At 41.4% G+C, this 20011-nt stretch carries 17 protein-coding genes; 14 read left to right on the forward strand and 3 right to left on the reverse strand.

Going from position 1 to position 20011, the window contains the following annotated elements; translation table 11 throughout:
- The 3 genes from ACXJIN_RS05475 to ACXJIN_RS05485 form a co-directional block, all read right to left on the reverse strand.
- Positions 1–765 (reverse strand): ABC transporter permease (locus ACXJIN_RS05475; protein ID WP_456400242.1); only part of this gene is annotated, 765 nt, incomplete at its 3' end.
- A 292-nt stretch (positions 766–1057) separates the two neighbouring features.
- Positions 1058–2902 (reverse strand): ABC transporter substrate-binding protein, encoded by a 1845-nt coding sequence (locus tag ACXJIN_RS05480; RefSeq protein WP_456400243.1) that lies wholly within the window; start codon positions 2900–2902, stop codon positions 1058–1060.
- Positions 2903–3097: 195 nt separating this feature from the next.
- Positions 3098–4936 (reverse strand): ABC transporter substrate-binding protein, encoded by a 1839-nt coding sequence (locus ACXJIN_RS05485; RefSeq protein ID WP_456400244.1) that lies wholly within the window; start codon positions 4934–4936, stop codon positions 3098–3100.
- A gap of 246 nt (positions 4937–5182) precedes the next feature.
- On the opposite strand from ACXJIN_RS05485, the gene ACXJIN_RS05490 reads away from it, so the two are divergent.
- The 14 genes from ACXJIN_RS05490 to ACXJIN_RS05555 are packed head-to-tail and all read left to right on the forward strand — an operon-like array spanning position 5183 to position 19950.
- Entirely contained in the window at positions 5183–6325 is a 1143-nt protein-coding gene (locus ACXJIN_RS05490; RefSeq protein WP_456400245.1) for a pyridoxal-phosphate-dependent aminotransferase family protein, read from the forward strand.
- A gap of 1 nt (position 6326) precedes the next feature.
- Positions 6327–7244, forward strand: coding sequence for a hydroxyacid dehydrogenase (locus tag ACXJIN_RS05495; protein WP_456400246.1), 918 nt, complete (start codon positions 6327–6329; stop codon positions 7242–7244).
- Positions 7245–7288: 44 nt separating this feature from the next.
- Positions 7289–8491 carry a YgeY family selenium metabolism-linked hydrolase gene (locus tag ACXJIN_RS05500; RefSeq protein WP_456400248.1) on the forward strand — a complete coding sequence of 401 codons (1203 nt, stop codon included), beginning with the start codon at positions 7289–7291 and terminating at the stop codon, positions 8489–8491.
- A gap of 16 nt (positions 8492–8507) precedes the next feature.
- On the forward strand, positions 8508–9518 hold the full coding sequence (locus ACXJIN_RS05505; RefSeq protein ID WP_456400249.1) for an ornithine carbamoyltransferase: 1011 nt from the start codon (positions 8508–8510) through the stop codon (positions 9516–9518).
- Complete coding sequence (locus ACXJIN_RS05510) at positions 9515–10882, forward strand: dihydroorotase (protein ID WP_456400250.1); 1368 nt, start codon at positions 9515–9517, stop codon at positions 10880–10882. The genes ACXJIN_RS05505 and ACXJIN_RS05510 overlap by 4 nt, the downstream gene beginning before the upstream one ends.
- Entirely contained in the window at positions 10867–12159 is a 1293-nt protein-coding gene (locus ACXJIN_RS05515; protein ID WP_456400251.1) for an amidohydrolase family protein, read from the forward strand. Before ACXJIN_RS05510 ends, ACXJIN_RS05515 begins: the two co-directional genes overlap by 16 nt.
- Before the next feature lie 15 nt (positions 12160–12174).
- Positions 12175–13257: a 4Fe-4S binding protein gene (locus ACXJIN_RS05520; protein WP_456400252.1), complete on the forward strand. Its 1083-nt coding sequence runs from the start codon at positions 12175–12177 to the stop codon at positions 13255–13257.
- On the forward strand, positions 13254–14474 hold the full coding sequence (gene thrC, locus ACXJIN_RS05525; RefSeq protein ID WP_456400253.1) for a threonine synthase: 1221 nt from the start codon (positions 13254–13256) through the stop codon (positions 14472–14474). Before ACXJIN_RS05520 ends, thrC begins: the two co-directional genes overlap by 4 nt.
- The gene (locus ACXJIN_RS05530; protein WP_456400254.1) at positions 14458–14916 is read left to right on the forward strand and encodes a (2Fe-2S)-binding protein; all 459 of its coding nucleotides are present in this window, start codon (positions 14458–14460) and stop codon (positions 14914–14916) included. The genes thrC and ACXJIN_RS05530 overlap by 17 nt, the downstream gene beginning before the upstream one ends.
- Positions 14913–15473, forward strand: a complete 561-nt coding sequence (locus tag ACXJIN_RS05535; protein WP_456400256.1) for a nucleotidyltransferase family protein — start codon at positions 14913–14915, stop codon at positions 15471–15473. The genes ACXJIN_RS05530 and ACXJIN_RS05535 overlap by 4 nt, the downstream gene beginning before the upstream one ends.
- A 26-nt stretch (positions 15474–15499) precedes the next feature.
- Positions 15500–16333 carry an FAD binding domain-containing protein gene (locus tag ACXJIN_RS05540; protein ID WP_456400292.1) on the forward strand — a complete coding sequence of 278 codons (834 nt, stop codon included), beginning with the start codon at positions 15500–15502 and terminating at the stop codon, positions 16331–16333.
- Positions 16327–17151: an FAD binding domain-containing protein gene (locus ACXJIN_RS05545; RefSeq protein ID WP_456400258.1), complete on the forward strand. Its 825-nt coding sequence runs from the start codon at positions 16327–16329 to the stop codon at positions 17149–17151. The genes ACXJIN_RS05540 and ACXJIN_RS05545 overlap by 7 nt, the downstream gene beginning before the upstream one ends.
- A complete protein-coding gene (locus ACXJIN_RS05550) occupies positions 17135–17605 on the forward strand; it encodes a (2Fe-2S)-binding protein (protein WP_456400260.1) in 471 nt (156 codons plus the stop codon). Before ACXJIN_RS05545 ends, ACXJIN_RS05550 begins: the two co-directional genes overlap by 17 nt.
- A 2-nt stretch (positions 17606–17607) precedes the next feature.
- The gene (locus tag ACXJIN_RS05555) at positions 17608–19950 is read left to right on the forward strand and encodes a xanthine dehydrogenase family protein molybdopterin-binding subunit (protein ID WP_456400262.1); all 2343 of its coding nucleotides are present in this window, start codon (positions 17608–17610) and stop codon (positions 19948–19950) included.
- The last annotated feature ends 61 nt before the right edge of the window (positions 19951–20011 follow it).

The following is a 20011-nucleotide window of genomic DNA, read 5'->3' on the forward strand; positions in this document are numbered from 1 at the left end:
TTCGCTTAACCCTTTAGCGCGCGCGGTTCTTATGTAACCTTGACCTAGCGCTTCCAGCATGGAAGAACGGGTACTCCTCAACAATCCGGCCCAGGACAAATACGAAAGTGTGAGAATTGGAGCTATCAAGTGCTTCAACGCATCCAAAAATACCGGAATGTTGCCATTCAGCAAAGCGTCTATCGTTATCATACCAGTGTATTGATGGAAGTTCTTGGAGTAAACGATCATCTGCGCCCATTGATCGAGCCTGCCCGGTGGAAGCCACCCCAAAACTCCGTAAAAGATGAAGAGTATAAGTAAACCAAGAACGAAAGCTGGAACGGAGTATCCCAACAAAGCAACCACTCTAAGTATTTGGTCTATCACCCCGTTGTGATGTACTGCGGCAACCACCCCTAACCATATTCCTATCCAAATAACCGGAACGATAGCGTAAATGGTGAGTTCAAGTGTTGCGGGAAATCTCTGTTCTATGACTTTAATCACTGGTTCATTCAAAGAAAGGGACCATCCAAAATTGCCTCTTACTATTTTTTCAAGCCAATTTCCGTACTTCACCATGAAATTTTTCTTTAACCCGTACTTTTCGATGAGTTTTTCGACGTTCGCACCCTGAAGTTGTCTTGGATCTTGAACGTAAGCGCTGAGCAATTGATATGGTGATAAGAACGACGTGAAAAAGAATATCAAAAATGTGAGCCCCAAAAGTGTAACTGGTAAAAGGAGAAGCCTTCTAATTATGAAGCTTATCAAGTGAAACACCGTCCTCTCTTCAAAATGGAATAAAAGCTTTTAATGCGATGCAACGTTATTTTACCAGATATCGTGAAAAATGCTAAGCAGAATATTCAATCCCATTTTCTTTCCTCCTCACCAAAGTTCAAGAGTTTTTTCTGTATTTGTAAAATGAAAACTCTCCAAATTATAAATCTTCACATTGTTACATTTCAAGTTTTGAATCATGATGGAGATGTTGATTTTTAAAAAAAAGAAAAGGGCAAGAAACACAAGCCCTTTTCTTTAAAAAAACATGTATGCATTTTACACTTTCAAATCACTTGTAAAGAGAGTAGAAATCAATTCCAGGTCTCATTGGGTTGTAATACCATCCCTTTAGATCGCTGCGTTGAATATGAACAGCCAATGGTTGATCCAAGAACATGTATATGGCGTTATCATGGGCTATTTCGTTCATCTTCGTGTATATCTTAGCGCGTTCAGATTGATTGACCGTTTTCATCGACTGCATTAACAAAGCGCTCATGTTCTCTTTTGCCCATTTGACGTAGTTTTCTCCCAAAGTGGAGCCGTATGCACCGCTTGGAGAATAGAATGGCTGTTCGAAATCGTAAGGATCGGGATAATCGGCTGACCACCCCACAACAAAGAATGGTAACCTTCCATTGGCGTAGTCATCCAGGAAAGAAGACCAAAGTTCACTCACAACGTTTATGTGAAACTTGGGATTGATACGCCTTGCGTAGAATTTTATCATTTCACAGGCTGTTTGCCTTTGGTTATTTCCTGAATTGTAAACCAAAGTCATCGTGAATCCCTTTCTCCACAGTTCACCGTTGTAAGCTTTCTTGAAGTATTCAGTCGCTTTTGCAAGATTCTGAGAAAACGCCTTCGGATCGTTTGCATTGTAACCGAATAACCCTTTTGGAATAACACTGTTTGGAACTATGGCCTGTCCCATCCAGACTTGTCTTATGAACGCTTTGTAAGGGAAGAGATATTCAAATGCCAGCCTTACATCTTTATTTGAAAAGAAATCCGGTGGTATGCCTCTACCATCCAATTTTCCGCTTCCTATGTAACGATTACCACGGGCGTTAACGTTGAAATTGAATACACCCATGTCAATGCTAAGAACGGGAAGCCCCTTGGTAACTTCTATATTTGGAACATTTTCTATTTGTCTTATGTATTGGCGTGGAACGTATATGATATCCGCGTTTCCGCGCAAAAGATCTAATTTTCTCGTGGTGAACTCGGGGACCTTTTTGATGACACCATACTCAATCTTCGCCGGTCCGGCCCAATATTTGTCAAACCTTTTGAACACTATTTCCCTTCCTTTTGTCCATCTTTGAAGAACGAATGGGCCCGTACCGTTTTCAACGTCGTACAAAGGATCTTTTTCTCTCGTTGGATTGTGATACTTCCACCATGTATCGGCTTGCCCATTCCATCCACCTTTTGATTCCACCCAGCTTTGATCGAGAATCGATGATGTGGAAACACCGTGAGCCAATATGTAAAGGAATGGCGGGTAAGCGTGGGGCAAATGGATCACGACATCGTTTCCCTTAACTTCAAAATCTTTTGCCAAAAGGTTAAAGGCATCTATCAAAGCTTGTTTGTACTTCGAATTCTTTGGCGTTTTTGTACCTTCTACAAAAAGATCTGAAAACTTCTTCACTCCAGCAAGTTTTGCCGCCCATTGTTCAATGCTATCAACGTAGGCACCGTTAATTTCTGGAAGCAACGGTTCAGTAAGCATCCATGAAGGGCCACCTGCACGATCGAAGATAACGGCCCTTTCAAGGGAGTAAACAACGTCTTGAGGCGTTAACGTGTCTCCGTTATGAAAGTAAACCCCTTTTCGAATGTGGAAAACGTAAGTTCTTCCATTGTCAAGAATGGTTCCGTCAGCCTCGCTTGGAATGTTTGTGGAAATCATAGGTTTAAATTTAGAAATGCTGGAGCCATCGTACTGAATGAGGTTGTCGTACAGTTGCCAAATTGCTTCTCCAGAACCGGTATCGTAAGACCAGTCCGGATCTAACGTTGGAATCAATCCTATGGTTTCTTCCACAACCATGTTGGAAGCAGCAAAGGTAAACGCACTCACAACCAACACGAATGAAAGAAAAACCAACAAAGTTTTCTTCATGCTACCTTCCTCCTTCACCAAAAATTGTATTTTACGTTTCACGCAAAGCGTGAATTTCTAAGCTAAACGATTATAAAGCTTCACATCGTTACGTTTCAAGATTCGCATTTTGATGAAGATGTTGAAATTAACCAAAAAGAAAAGGACCGGAAACCCGATCCTTTTCTTTTTTAATACTGGTTGTTTTTATTTCTATTATTTGTAAAGAGAGTAGAAATCAATTCCAGGTCTCATAGCGTTGTAGTACCACCCTTTAAGATCGGAACGCATTACAACGTGACCCAACGGCTGAGCAGTCCAAATCGCGTATCCTATATCGTAAGCCTTCTGATTGAGCTCTTCGTATATCTTAGCGCGCTTTGCTGGATCCGTTGTCTTCATGGATTCGTTTATCAAAGCGTCCATATTCTTCTTTGCCCACGCAACGTAGTTCTTTCCAAGCGTGCTTCCATAGGCGCCAGCTGAACCGTAGTAGGGCTGCGCGAAGTCATATGGATCCGGATAGTCGGCGAGCCATCCAAGCGCGAACAACGGAAGTTTCCCAGCCAAATAGTCATCCAGGAATGAAGCCCACAATTCGGATTTTATCTGAATGTTGAATTTAGGATTTATCCTTCTGGCAAATGCCCTGATCATTTCACATGCCGTTCTCCTTGCAACGTTACCGGAATTGTAAACGATTGTCATCGTAAAGCCTTTCTTCCAAAGTTCGCCATTGTAAGCTTTCTTGAAGTATTCGGTCGCTTTTGCGAGATCCTGGCGATAGGTTGGCGGAACGTTCGCATTGTAACCAAGCATACCTTTTGGTATACAACCATTAGGAATGATCGCCTGACCATTAAGAACTTGTTTTATGTACGTTTTGTACGGGAAGAGGTAAATGAACGCTTTCCTTACGTCTTCGTTAGAGAAGAAGTCAGCCGGAATTCCCTTTCCATCCAATTTTCCGCTTCCAATATATGGATTTCCCTTCGCGTTGACATTCCAGTTGAAGAAGATATCATCTATGACCAATTCGGGAAGTCCCTTCACGATCTTAACACCAGGAAGATTCTCAACTTGACTCATATATTGTTGAGGAACCGCAATTATATCAGCGTTTCCCTGCATGAGATCGAGTTTTCTTGTAGTGAATTCGTTAACCCTCTTTATAATTCCGTACTCGATCTTCGCTGGTCCATCCCAGTAATGATCAAATCTCTTGAAAACGATTTCCCTACCCTTTGTCCATCTTTCAAGGGTGAAAGGTCCACTTCCGTCTTCAATTGAGTAAAGAGGATCTTTTTCTCTCGTTGGGTTATGGTATTTCCACCAATCGTTCGCTTTTCCATCCCACGCGCCATTTTCAATTGCCCACTTTTTGTCAACAATTGCGCTCCAGTTTGCACCGTGAGCGAGGATGTAAAGGAATGGAGGATAAGCGTGTGGAAGATGGATGATCAAGTCGTTACCTTTGATTTCAAAATCCTTATCGAGCATGTTGAACGCGTCGATAAGAGCTTGTTTGTATTTAGCGTTCTTAGGAGTTTTCGTTCCTTTGATGAAGAGATCGGAGTAGCTCTTTACTCCAGCGAGCTTTGCGGCCCACTGCTCAATGCTGTCAACGTAAGCACCGTTGATCTCTTTCAACAAAGGTTCCGCCAACATCCACGTTGGTCCTCCGGATCTATCGAATATTATAACTCTTTCAAAAGAGTATTTCACGTCTTCTGGAGTCAAAATGTCACCGTTGTGGAAGAAAACGCCCTGGCGGATGTGGAAGATATACGTCTTGCCATTGTCAAGGATGGTTCCATCTTTTTCGCTTGGAACATTCGTAGAAATCATTGGCGCGAATTCTTTCAACGAAGATCCCTTGTACTGAATAAGATTGTCGTAAAGTTGCCATATGGCTTCACCAGATGCCGTGTCATAAGACCAGGCTGGATCCAGAGTGGCAATGGTACCGATTGTCTCTTCGACAACGGTCGTTGCCATTCCAATCGCCGCTCCAATAAGGAGCACCGCTGCTAGCACTATCAACACTTTTTTCATCTGAGTATTACCCCCTTTTATAAATTTACTTTTCTCCCTTGCAAATTGTATAAGGCGAACTTAATTTTTTCACACACGTAAGGGAGTTTGTTGATACAAATGCAATTATATCCCAAAAAAAAGTACATGTCAAGAAATTTATTAACATTCACTTTTTTTCTTCTTAATAAGCTCAAATTTTATTAAATGCATGGTAAAATATAGTGAGCATCAATATCAATATCTAAAATTAGGAGGAAAGGAAAGATGATAAAGAAAACTCGTATCATGACCCCAGGTCCAACACCGGTACCGGTAGAGGTGTTGTTGGAAGGGGCTAAAGAAACGATAGCTCACCGCACGCCAGAATTTAAGAAAATGTTAAAAGACGCTTCCGAAAAACTGAAAAGCGTTTTCCGAACCGACGAGCATGTTTTCATTTTGTCTTCTTCTGGAACTGGCGCGTTAGAAACGGCCGTTGCGAACACGGTAAGCCCGGAGGATAAAGTTATAACCGTTGTTGGTGGTAAATTCGGAGAAAGATGGGCTGAGTTGTGTCAAGCGTATGGTGCGAATATGGTAAAAATCGAAGTGGAATGGGGAGAACTCGCCGAACCCATGCAAATAGAAAAGGCTTTGAATGAAAACCCAGACACAAAAGTTGTCTTCACAACGTTAAGTGAAACTTCAACCGGTGTGGTTTACGATATCAAGGCATTTGCCGAAATAGTCAAAAAAACCGATGCGATTTTAGTTGTTGACGCGGTAAGTGGCCTCATAGCTGAACCTCTCGAAATGGCCGAATGGGGAGTTGATATAGCCGTTGCCGGATCACAGAAAGCTTTTATGATGCCTCCCGGTCTGGCTTTTGTCGCCGTCAATGGCGAAAAAGCGTGGAAAAGAATTGAAGAAAGCAATTCCCCACGATATTATTTCGACTTAAGAGCGTATAAGAAGAAATATCCAGATACTCCTTACACGGGTGCCGTAAACCTTGTTTATCAGTTAAACAAAGCTTTGGATATGATCGAAAACGAAGGCATGGAAAACATCTGGAAAAGGCACGCACTCTTTGCCGAAGCTATGAGAAATGGAGTAAAAGCCATAGGGCTCGAATTGTTGCCTAAAAAACCCGGAAATGTTTTAACTGCTGTTAAAATTCCAGAAGGCATAGATGGAGGAGAATTTTTGAAAGTTGCCCGTGAAAAATACGGAATGTACTTTTCAGGCGGACAAGGAAAATTGACCGGTAAAATATTCAGGGCTTCTAACCTGGGTTACGTTGACAGACTGGATATGATATCGGCTATGGCGGTTATAGAAATGGTGCTAAGTGATCTTGGAAAAAAGGTACCTATCGGAGCCGGTGTAAAGGCAGTTGAAGAAACTCTTATCAGAGGTGAAAGATAAAATGGCAAGAATTTTAATAAACGATCCTCTCGCAAAAGAGGCAGTTGACATTTTGAAAAATGCGGGTTTTGATATAGATGAAAAAGAATATTCCAAAGAAGAATTGATTGAAAAGATAAAAGAATACGATGGAATAATAGTTAGAAGCGCGACAAAAGTTACTAAAGAAATCATCGAAGCTGCCGATAAATTGAAAGTTATTGGAAGAGCCGGAGTTGGCCTCGATAATATTGATTTGAAAAGCGCAAAAGAAAAAGGCATAAAAGTTTTAAACACCCCAACCGCCAACTCTATAAGTGTTGCGGAGCTTGTCTTCGCTTTTATGATCTCGTTGAGTCGTCACGTTGTAAGAGGCACAACAGGGTTAAAGGAAGGAAAATGGGAAAAGAAAGCTTTAAAGGGAGTTGAACTTTTCGAAAAAACGCTGGGAATAATAGGATTTGGCCATATAGGAAAAGAGGTTGCCAAGCGCGCGCTGGCATTTGGAATGAAGGTGATAACCTACGATGTTATAAAAAACGATGGCGGATTGCCCGTAAAATTTGTAGAACTGGATGAATTGCTTAAGAATTCCGATTACGTAACCGTTCACTTGCCTTTACTGGAGTCAACGCGGCATTTGATAACGGCAGAGAAATTTTCTATGATGAAGCCAACCGCTTTCTTTATTCACGCCGCGCGGGGTGGAATAGTTGATGATAAGGCACTGTACGAAGCTTTAAAAGATGGAAAGATAGCCGGCGCGGCGTTGGACGTATTTGAAAGTGAACCACCTGATGAGGAAGAAATGAAACTTTTGAAACTCCCCAATGTTATAGGCACCCCGCACGTTGGAGCGTCCACCGTAGAAGCGCAAAGAAGAGTGGGGTTGGAAATAGCAAACAAAATTGTCGACTTTTTCCGTGAGGAGGAAGAGTAGCCGGATAAATCAGAGATTGAAAGCGTAGAAAGGAGATGCGTAAAATGGGTATTGCAGAAGAAATACTGAAAAAAGCTGAAGAGTACAGAGAGGAGGTAGCACAGTTTTTAAGGGACATCGTTGCCATTCCCAGCTATTCCGGCCAGGAAAAAGAAGTCGTTGACAGAATAGCCGAAGAGATGAGAAAGGTGGGATTTGACGAGGTAAAGATCGACGGACTTGGAAACGTGTTTGGAAGAATAGGAAACGGGAAACCCGTTGTCGCTATGGACGCTCATATAGACGTTGTCGGTGTGGGAGATCCTACCCAGTGGAAACATGATCCATTTAAAGGTAAGGTAGAAAATGGAATAATTTACGGTAGAGGTGCTGGAGATCAGAAAGCTGGCATGGCTTCGATGGTTTACGCTGGAAAGATAATAAAAGATCTTCATTTGGAAGGGGATTACACATTCTACGTTGTTGGCTCAGTTATGGAAGAAGCGTGCGATGGCCTTCCATGGCAGTATATAGTCGAAGAAGACAAGTTCAGACCGGATTACGTTGTGATCACAGAACCCACGAATCTCAACATTTACAGGGGACACAGAGGAAGGATAGAAGTGAAGATCAGAACAAAGGGAAGATCGGCACACGCCGCAATGCCTGAAATGGGAGATAACGCCATTTACAAGATGGCAAGAATAGTTCTTGGAATAGAAAAGTTGAACAATGAACTTAAGCCAGATCCGTTCTTAGGAAAAGGCACCGCTGTTGTTTCTCAGATTTTCTTCAAGTCTCCTTCTGAAAACGCCGTCGCCGACGAGTGCACCATTCACATAGACAGAAGATTGACAAAAGGTGAAACGAAAGAGAGCGCAATCGCGGAATTCGAAAAAGTCATAAAAGATGCCGGCGTAGAGGCGGAAATTTTGGAACAGACTTACGAAGGGCATGCCTATACTGGAGCGACTTATTCATCTGAAAAGTACTTCAGAACGTGGGTAATGGAAGAAGATTCTCCAATAGTCCAAACGGCCGTTGAAACTTACAAAGAACTTTTTAAATCCGAGCCAAAAGTTGACAAATGGAATTTTTCCACCAACGGTGTGGTAACGGCTGGCCTTTATGGAATACCAACCGTGGGATTCGGTCCTGCCAACGAGATATACGCGCACGGTCCAGACGATCAAGCTCCAATTGATCATCTTGTAAAGGCAGCTGCATTCTACGCCAATTTCATGCAGGTCATATCTAAGAAAAAATGAGAAAGGAGAATTCGATATGAGTTCATTGTTAAGAGGAAAAGATTTCATCACAACTCAAGATTTCACCAAAGAAGAAATTGATCTTTTTATAGAAACGGCGTTCGATCTTAAGAAAAAACTCGCACGTGGTGAGATACACCCACTTCTCGCGTACAAAACCCTTTACATGATCTTTTACGATGAATCTACGCGAACGAGAAATGCCGCGGAGACGGGTATTACCCAGCTTGGAGGTCATGGTATATTCCTTTCACCAGACAAAATGCAAGCTCATCATGGTGAAACGCCATCGGACACTGCAAAGGTTCTTACACGCTTTGGTGACGGAATTGCCATAAGGCATTGCCAGTTTGGCGTTGGAAACAAGTACCTCAACGATATAGCTGAAAGTGCCGACATTCCGGTTATAAATTTGCAAGATGATAAATATCATCCTACCCAGATTCTCGCTGATTTGATGACCATAGAGGAAAGATTTGGAAAGGATTTGAGACATATAAAAGTTGGGATAAGTTGGGCTTACGCCGAAAGCCATCTGAAACCCCTTTCCGTTCCGCAATCTCAAATTCTTCTCTTCCCAAGATACGGCATGGACGTTACGTTGGCTTATCCAGAAGGATTTGATTTGATGCCCGAGATAGTTGAACAAGCCAAGAAAAACGCTGAAGCCGGTGGCGGAAGCTTGAAGATCACACATGATATGGATGAGGCGTTTGTAGATGCCGACATAGTAATTCCAAAATCTTGGGGAGGATTCTACACCATTGACAATCCTATGGAAGCGGAAGAAAGAAAAGAAGAGATAATGGAAAAGGTAAGGCAACATAAAGACTGGATATGCGACGAAAGAAGAATGAGTCTCACTAAAAAACATTCCGTTTACATGCACGCTTTACCTGCCGACAGGGGAAGAGAAGTCGTGGACTCCGTTATAGATGGACCGCATTCCATAGTTTGGGATGAAGCCGAAAATAGGCTTCATACTATGAAAGCCATAATGGCTCTGGTTATGGGAGGTCGACCTTGAACGACGTTGGAATCATCGGCGGAACTGTCTGTGATGGTTTTAACACTTACAAAGCAAATGTTTACGTGAAGGATGGAAAGATCTCTGCCGTGTCGGATGAAAAGCTCGACGCGGCAGAGTTTTACAACGCTGAAGGATGTTACGTAATACCCGGCTTGATAGATCCACACGTGCATTTTGCTTTAAACCTCGGTAAATACACTTCTGCCGATGACTTTGAATCCGGTTCAATAGGCGCGGCTTTTGGTGGAGTCACAACGTACATAGATTTTTTAGATCCAATAACCGACTACGAAGAACTTGAAAAAGCCTTTGATAAACGTATGAAATTGGCTTCTTCTTCCCATGTTGATTACTCTTTTCACACGACCATCGCCCACCCAACTTTTTCTGTGGAAAAATTACTTAAAAAATCTCTGGAGTTGGGTATAAACAGCGTCAAGAGTTTTACCACTTACAGTTCTTCTAATAGAATGACAAGAGACGGATACATTTTTGAGTTGCTCAAAGAAAGCTCAAAAATTGGAATGGTGGCAACCTTTCATGCGGAAAATGATGATTTAATTCTCGAAGCTATGAAAAACGATAAAACTCACAAAGCCAATAATTTGCCAAAATACCATTCCTTCGAGGCTGAAGCCGAGGCAGTTTCAAGAATTGCAACCTTCGCACGCCTTACCAAAGGACAAGCGTACGTAGTTCACAATTCAAGCGGACGTTCTGTGGAACTTCTAAAAAATTCCGGAATACCATCCAACCTAAGGCTCGAAACCTGTCCACAGTACTTCGTTTTTGATGACACCAAATACGAAAACGATGAATCCGCTGCTCTCCATGCGCTGGTTCCCCCATTACGCTCGAAAGCGGATGTTGAATTGATGAAAGAACACTTTAAAGATGGCGTATTTTACACTATTGGAACCGATCATTGTCCTTTTAAAAAGAACGAAAAATTGGAAAATATAGAAAATTACGATCTAATGCCGAATGGCATAGGAGGAGTAGAACTTTCCTTTACCGTTTTTTATAATCTTTTTGTGGAAAACAATTTGATACCCTTTGAAAGGCTTGTGAAAATGCAAAGCTACAATGTGGCCGAAACTTTTGGGCTTAAAAACAAGGGAAAAATGATTCCCGGTTGCGATGCCGATATATCTATATTCGATCCGAATAAAAAATGGACTGTTGACGTTGAGACACTTCACACAAAGGCTGATTACACTCCTTATAAGGAAATGAAATTAAAGGGAAAATTCGTTTCAACGCTTGTAAGGGGAGAATTCGTGGTAAAAGATGAGAAATTCAATGAAAACAGTAAAGGCAAATTTGTGAGAAGGGGGCCCGTATTTTGGCATACGCGATAGGAAATGGAAGGATATTTACCGGTAATTCTTTGATCGAAAATGGAGTCATATTGATTGAAAATGGGAAAATAAGTGAAGTTTCAGATGTGAAGAATTTTAGCGGCAATTTGGATGTGGATGTTAAGGGTGCTTTAATCATGCCAGCGTGGGTTAACGCACACACCCATGTGTATTCAACACTTGCAAGGGGAATGAGCGTTGAATTCCATCCTTACACCTTTACACAATTGTTGAAACAGCTTTGGTGGCGCTTGGATAGAGCACTTACAAAAGAAGAAATTGAAATAAGCGCAATGGTAGCCGCTGCGGAATTCATTCATAATGGGGTGGCGACCATTTTTGATCACCATTCCAGTCCTTCTTACCTTAAAGGATCTTTGGAGATATTGAAAAGTTCCATCGTTGATAAGGCTGGAATGAGAGGGATTTTTTGCTATGAAGTTAGCGATCGTGATGGAATTCAAAACGAAGCTATAGAAGAAAATAAGGATTTTTACAACAGATATAAGCAAAGTCACGTTGCTTCAGGCATGATGGGACTTCATGCGGCTTTCACGTTAAGTGATGAAACGCTTAAAAGTGTTTCTAAAATAAGCGAAGAGATGCCAATCCATGTTCATGTGGCCGAGGGAATTGAAGACGAATTGAATTCTTTAAACAATTTCAACATGAAAATAATAGAAAGGCTTGATAAGTTCAATCTGTTGAACGAGAAATCAATCTATGCCCATTGTATTCACGTAGATGATGAAGAAATAAAAAGTATAGCCGAAAGTGGTGGCACTATAGCCGTGAACATTCAATCCAACATGAACAACGCCGTGGGCATTCCAAACGTAAATAAATTTATTTCCAACGGAGCAAAAGTTGCCATTGGAAATGATGGTTTTGGTTTTTCTCCCGCCTTTGGAATCCGATTGTTGGCACTTTCTCAAAAGCACATTTATGAAAAACCCACAGCGTTTTCTTCAAAAAAAGTTTGGGATCTCGTTAAAAATTCTTACGAACTCGCAGAAAAACACTTAGGTGAAAATTTTGGGAGTATAAAAAGAGGCGCCGCGGCAGATTTGATGATTTTAGACTACGATCCTCCAACTCCCATGACAATAGATAATTTTTACGATCATCTCTTTTTTGGTGTAACGGAAGCAAAGGTAAGATCACTTTACGTAAACGGAAAAGCTTTAATGGAAGATGGGATCATAAAAACTTTTGATGAGTCAGAAATAAGAAAAGAATCGAGAAAGATAGCCGAAAAGCTTTGGAATAGGCTGTAATCTGGAGGTGAAAATATGGATCTTTCAACAGAAATATTGGGAATTGAATTTAAAAATCCATTATTGCCAGCTGCAGGACCTTTAACTGGTGATGATAAGAAGATGAAATACATAGCTTCGCTTGGGGTTGGAGGTATGGTAACCAAAACCATTTCAACCGAAGCCGCCAAAGTACCACGTCCATGTATAGTGGCTACCAAAGATTACGTTGTAAACGCTGAACTTTGGTCTGAATATGGACCGGATAAGTGGATAAACGAATTCCTGCCTGGTATCCAAGATTTAGACATGCCAAAGATAATAAGCATCGGTTACACAAAGGAACAAGTGGAATGGCTTGTTCCAAGGTTAAAAGATTTTGGAGACGCATTCGAAATTTCAACACATTACGTTGGAAAAGATTTAAGTCCAATTGCAGAAGTGGCGAAAACGGCCTCTAAACTCGCGGGAAAGCCAGTTTTCATGAAAGTAAGCCCCCATATGCCCGATCCAGTGGAATTTGCTAAAGTCGTAACCGAGGCTGGCGCGGCAGGCGTAGTTGCGGTTAATTCGTTGGGACCAGCCTATTACGTTGATCCTAAAACTGGAAATTCTCCTTTGGGGTCAGAAAATAGATATGGATGGATTTCCGGACCTGTTATAAAACCATTAGCTTTATCGATAGTTCAGAGAATAAGGCAAGCTTTAGACATACCGGTAATAGGTGTCGGTGGTGTTAAAACTGCGGAAGACGTCGTGGAGTTTTTGGAAGTTGGCGCTTGTGCTGTAGGAATGCTTTCCTCTGCTTTGATTTTTGGAAAAGCGCAGTATAAAAGAATAGTCGATGGCTTGGAAGAAGCCTTAAGAAAACGGGGATATTCCTCAGTAAAAGATGCAATAGGTAAAAAATTGGAAGTTAAGCACGCAGAATTTGTGGTTAACAATCCTAAAATCGATCCAGAAAAATGCACACTTTGTAAGCTTTGTGAATACGTGTGTCCTTACTTTGCCATAAAAGTTACCGATCACGTTGAAGTGGATCCAAATGCTTGCTTCGGATGTGGATTATGCGAATCGAGATGTCCAACATCTGCCATAAGCGGGGTGCTAAAAAAATGAGCTACAAACTCAGATGTATCCATTGTGGAAAAACATACGAGCCAAGTGAAGTTCTCTACACGTGTCCCTCTTGTGGACCACGTCTGGGAACTCTAGAAGTCGTGTACGACTCTTTACCAACAAAAAAGGATTTTGACTTAGAACACAAAGGTATATGGGCATTTTCCGACTTTTTACCGGTTAAGAAAGAGCACTTTGAAGTTCCACTCTTGGTTGGAAATACACCACTTTACGAAAAAAAAGAATTGGCAAAAGAGATGGGCCTTGCAAATCTTTACATAAAAGACGATGGAAGAAATCCCACGGCTTCTTATAAAGATAGGGCAAGCGCAATGGCAATAGCGAAAGCCAAAGAACTTGGTTACAACACCATATACTGTGCATCTACGGGAAATGCGGCTTCTTCATTGGCGGGTTTAACCGCCGCATCTGGCATGAAAAGCGTTATCTTTGTTCCAAAAGCGGCACCACAGGCGAAGATAACCCAATTGCTTGTTTATGGTGCGACCGTTATAGCCGTCGATGGAAGTTATGACGAGGCATTTGATCTTTCTCTTGAAGTTGGGCAAGAATTCGGGTGGTACTGCAGAAATTCTGCCATAAATCCATATTTGTTAGAAGGAAAGAAAACCGGTGCCATGGAAGCAGCGTATCAGCTTGGTTGGGAAATTCCAGATGTGGCTATGGTTTCGGTTGGAGACGGAACGGTTGTGAGCTCAATATACAAAGGTTTTAAGGATTTAAAAGATGCAGGCATAACAGACAAAATTCCTGTGATAATAGGAGTTCAAGCTGAAGGCGCTAATGCCGTAATGCGAACATTCGAATCTGGAATATACGACAAGCCGCAAGACATGCAAGCTTCTTCAATGGCTGATAGCATCTCGGTGGGAAAACCAAGAGACGTTTTAAAAGCGTGTAAATACGTTAAAGCTTCTGGAGGAAAGTTTATATCAGTTAGCGATGAAGAAATTGGAAGGGCAATAGTTGAAATGGCAAGAAAAACAGGTGTCTTTGCCGAACCTGCTGGTGCCACCACTTATGCTGGCTTAAAGAAAATAAGCAAGGAATTAGCCGGAATGAGTGTGATACTTTTCATAACCGGCAACGGTTTGAAAGATATAAATTCCGTGAAAAATTACGTTGGCCAGGTTCACGTCGTAAAACCAGACTTAAAAGCTGCCAAGGAGGTATTGAAAGATGCTGGTGCGATTTAAATTAAATGGCGAAGAAGTGGAAGCTGAAGCTCAAGATGATGAAAGAGCTTTAGACTTTTTAAGAAGGCTTGGAATGAAAAGCGTAAAAGAAGGATGCGGAGAAGGGGAATGTGGAGCGTGCACAATAATAGTCAACGGCAGAAATGTTGTGTCGTGTCTTATGCTTGCACCAGAATTGGACGGAACAGAAACATGGACGACCGAAGGACTTTCTAAAAACGGCGAACTCGATCCAGTTCAAAAGGCATTTGTAGATTTAGGAGCCATCCAATGTGGATTTTGTACGCCGGGAATGGTAATGTCGGCAAAGGCTCTGTTAGACAAGAATCCCAATCCAACTGAAGAAGAAATAAAGAAAGGTATGGAAGGAAATCTCTGCAGGTGTACTGGCTATTTTAAAATAGTAGATGCAGTCAAAAAGGCGGCGAAAGAGAAGAATTGATATGCATTGCCATGCTTGCAGCCGGAATGTCAAGAAGATTCGGAAAGCAAAAGCTGGAATACCCCTACAATGGAAAACCTATTCTTCAATGGACTTTGGATAAAGTGAGAAACTATAATGTAAGAAAGCTTTTGATATTCTCAAAAGAATTGGATCTTTCGAGATTCGATTTAAAAGATTTTGAAATCGTTGAGAACAAGGCACCACAAAACGGGCTTTCTTCATCCGTAAAATTGGCTATTTCTAGGTGCATGAAGAGCAAAGGCGTGCTTTTTTTCCTGGGTGATATGCCCGAGATAAAGCTCGAAAGTATTGAAAAAACCATTTTACTTGGGGAAAAAAATCTTATAGCATTTCCGAATTTTAATGGAATAAAGGGATTTCCAGTTTTTCTGCCTTCAAAGTATTTCTCTGAAGCGCTAAAAATAAGTGGAGACGTTGGATTGAGAAAATTAATAAAAGCTCACATGAATGATGTTGCATCTTTTGAGGACGATTGGAGTTGCGTTTTCGATGTGGATACGGTAAAAGATTTAAAAGACGCGAATGAACGTTGAAATATGGAAGGGAGGCATTGAAAAAAGTGGATTACACTTTTGTAGCCCCAAAAAGTGAAGAAGAGCTTTTAAAAGAAATGAAGGATGAAGGAACTTACCTCATGAGTGGCGGAACGGATTTGCTTGTTAAAATAAGAATAGGAAAGGTGAAGCCAAAGAAAATAGTGAGTCTTTCTAAAATACCTTCTTTTAAGTTCATAAGAGAAAATAGTGAAGAATTGATAGTTGGAGCAACCGTGACTCATGCTGAGCTCTTGGAGTACAAAGCGCTAAAAAAAGAATTTCCAATACTCTTTGATGCAATGTACACCATAGGTTCACCTCAAATAAGAAACAGAGGCACACTTGCGGGAAATGTTATAAACGCTTCTCCGGCAGGAGATGGACTTTTGGCTTTGTATTTGTTGGAAGCCAAAATAGAACTTTCAAACGGTAAAATCGTTGAAATAGAAGATTTTGTAACTGGCCCATCAAAAACAGCGCTAAAAAAAGGAGAATACGTCAGAGCCATTCACATTCCAAAATCGAAGTGGGACATACATTACTTTGAAAAGGTTGGGCAACGTAATGCCATGACGATTTCAATTGTAAGCGCTGGCTGGCTGATCAAATGCGAAAACGATAAAATCAAAGAAATGAGAATAGCGTTTGGTTCGGTTGCGCCAACGGTCATAAGGTTAAGAGACGTTGAAGAATTTGCGAAAGGAAAGAAGATAACCAAAGAATTCGTCGATGAAATTTCCAAAATGGTAAAAAACGATGTTAAGCCAATAGATGATGTAAGGGCCAGTGCTCAGTACAGGCAAAAATTATCTTCAAATATTGTTTATCGAATGATCGAGGAGGGAATCAAATGTTAAGTGGATTGAAGGAGTATTTAAAACCGCAAACGCTTGAAGAAGCGTATGAAATGGCGCAGGTTGACAACTCAATTTACGTGAGTGGCGGTTTAATGGTTGCGGCTTTGAAAAGTTCAAGAATAGAAAGAATTGTTGATTTGAAAAACATAGGATTGAATGAAGTTGAAAATGGAGAATTTGTAAAGATAGGCGCAAATGTGAAGTTGTCAGAATTCATGCGCAATCCGCTGCTTTCTGAGTTTGGGAATGGTTTTTTCAAAAATATGATGAAAGAAGTTGGAAGCACACAAATAAGAAATATGGCAACTGTTGGTGGCTCAGTTGCTTTTAGATTGGGATGGTCTGACGTTATAACGGCCCTAATGGTTGCAAACGCCGATGTGGAAATATTCAACGGAAAATTAAATAAAATGACGTTAGAAGACTATTTGAATATGAAAAGGGGAAAAGAAATAGTAACAGCGGTTTACCTTCCAAAGGAAGAAAGGCTTATGGCCTTCGAAAAATTCGCAAAGTCCACTTTTGATATTGCTACCATTAACGTTGGGGTAAGCCTTACTTTAAAGGATGGAAGGATATTTAACCCGATCGTAGCTGTCGGATCACGACCCATGATCTCTGAAAGAATAAGAGATGTTGAAGATATTCTAAAAGAAAAAGAATTGTCTACTACTGTAATAGATGAAGCAGTTTCAAAGATGAAAAACGTTGTGAAAGTGGGAAATGATGTAAGGGCAACAGCCGAGTACAGAAGGGCTTTGGCTGGTTCTCTTTTGAAAAAATGTATGAGGAGGATCGAAGATGAAAGTCACGTTTAAAGTAAACGGAAAATCTCACACCGTTGATATAGACCCGGGAGAATTTCTTCTTGAAACGTTGAGAAAACTTGGTTATAAAAGTGTAAAACATGGTTGCGACACGGCAAGCTGCGGAGCGTGTTCCGTCCAGCTAGATGGAAATCCAGTGCTTTCATGCAGAACTTTTACCGCAGCCGTAGATGGACACGAAATAAAAACAGTTGAAGCTTTTTCAAATAACGACGGTCTTTCTGATATTCAACTCGCCCTTTTAAAAGAGGGAGCCGTCCAATGTGGCTTTTGCGTACCAGGCTTGGTAGTGACGGCTGACGCTTTACTTAGAGAGAATCCCAACCCCACGGAAGAAGATGTTAAAGAATACTTAAACGGCAATTTGTGTAGATGCACTGGATATGAAAGTCAAACAAGGGCAATAGTGAAATTGGCCAAAGAAAGAAGAAGTGGAGGCGAATGAGTATGGAAGTAAAAGCCCCTAAAAAAGAAGTGAATAAAGAAGGTTTTAACGTTGTTGACAAGTCTGTGGATAAAGTTGATGGTTACGCTTTGGTTAGTGGTAAACCTGTTTTTACAGACGATTTTTATCCTCAAGACGCGTTAACCGTCAAGATATTGAGAAGCCCTCACGCTCACGCAATTATAAAGCATATAGACACGTCGAAAGCTGAAAGTCTTGAAGGAGTGGCCTGTGTTTTAACTTACAAAGACGTTCCACGTGTCGTCTACACCAGAGCGGGACAAGGTTTTCCAGAACCATCTCCATATGACACATTTGTTCTAGATAAAAAGGTAAGATACGTGGGTGACGCGGTTGCAATAGTTGCGGCTGAAAACGAAAAGATAGCTGAAGAGGCGCTTAAACTCATAAAGGTTGATTATGAAGTGTTGGATAGTGTTTTGGATTTCGAACACGCTGAAGACGAAGACGCTCCTATAATTCATGATGAGCCGGAAATAAGCGGGGCGTACGATCCAAAACACAACATAGCGAGCCATTATGAAATGGAAATCGGAAATGTAGATGAAGAGCTCTCAAAGTGCGATGTAACGTACGAAGGAACTTTTTACACTCCAAACCAATCTCATGCCATGATGGAACCACACGCGGCTTTTTCCTACTTAGATCCAAACGGCAGGCTTACAATCGTTACTTCCACACAAGTGCCTTTTCACGTCAGGAGAATAATAAAAAGAATATTTGGTGTAGAATCAAGGGTTATAAAGCCCAGAATAGGCGGGGGATTTGGAGGAAAACAGGCAGTCCATGTTGAAGCCTACGTAACGGCTGTTACCTTAAAAACAGGAAGACCCGCCAGATGTGTTTACACGAGGAAAGAAACTATGACAGCTTCTAATACACGCCATCAAATGAGATTCAAAGTTAGAGTTGGAGCTGACAAAAACGGAAAATTAAAAGTTATAGACCTTTGGGGATTGTCAAATACAGGTGCTTACGGCGAACATGCGCTTACAACCTTCATGGTTGCGGGATCGAAAACTCTTCCACTGTACAACAAAGTGAATGCCGTTAGGTTTGGCGGAGATGTCGTTTACACAAACACAGAACCGGCAGGGGCTTTTAGAGGATACGGTGCTCCGCAAGGAATGTTTGCCCTTGACAGTGCGCTGGATGAACTTGCCCACAAACTTGGAATGGATCCTGTGGAATTCAAGTTGAAAAACTCCATTCGTGAAGGCGAAACTTCACCAGTTTTCAAATACATGGGTGAAGGTCGAGAAGGCGTTGAACAAATAGTGGAAAGCTGTAAGATCGAAGAATGCGCTTTGGAAGGAGCGAAATTGTTCAACTGGTACGAAAAGAGAAAAAGGAAGAGAATAGAAGGAACAAAAGCGCACGGTTATGGCGTTGCTTTTGCGATGCAGGGATCTTCCATCGCAGCCATAGATATGGGCGGAGCCACCATAAAAATGAACGATGATGGAACGTTCAATTTGATGGTTGGAGCAACCGATTTGGGAACCGGAAGTGACACGATCTTGGCTCAAATAGCTGCAGAAGCTTTACATACAACTATGGATAAGATAATAGTTTACTCTTCTGACACGGATGTTACTCCATTTGATACCGGCGCGTACGCATCATCAACAACATACGTTTCTGGAAACGCCACGAAAAAAGCCGCAGAAAAAATGGCAAAAGAAATATTGAAGGCAGCTGCCGAAATAATGAAGGAAAACGTTGAAGATTTGTACTTAAAAGATGGAAAGGTTTTTTCTAAAAATGGAGATTCACTTACATATTCCGAAATTCAAACACGTCTCTTTTATACATTCAACCAGAGGCAATTAGAAGTCACAGAATCCTTTGTAAGCCAAGTTTCTCCACCTCCTTACATGGTTTCTTTTGCCGAAGTTGAAATAGATTTGGAAACCGGTAAAGTAGAAGTGGTAGATTTCTTGAATTACGTTGACTGCGGTACAACGATAAATCCTATCTTGGCAAAGGGGCAGGTCGAAGGCGCAACCGCCCAAGGCATAGGAATGGCACTTTACGAAGAACACATATGGGATAAAAACGGTAGGATGGTAACGGATGATTTCTTCACCTACAAAATTCCGGCAAGAGATGACATTAAAAACGTAAGGGTTTACTTCGCAAAAAGTTACGAACCAACAGGACCATTTGGAGCAAAGAGCGTTTCAGAAATAGGACTCGACACACCTGGACCAGCCATTGCCAACGCGATATACGACGCGGTGGGAATAAGAGTTCACAAGCTACCGATAAAATCTGAAGAGCTCTATTTTGAATTGGTGAAAAAAGGAATCGCGGCACTTTGAAGTTGTTATAGTATAATGATCTTATCCCTTCATTGGCGTATGAAACTATGAAGGGATAAGA

The organism is Mesoaciditoga sp. (assembly GCF_054006115.1).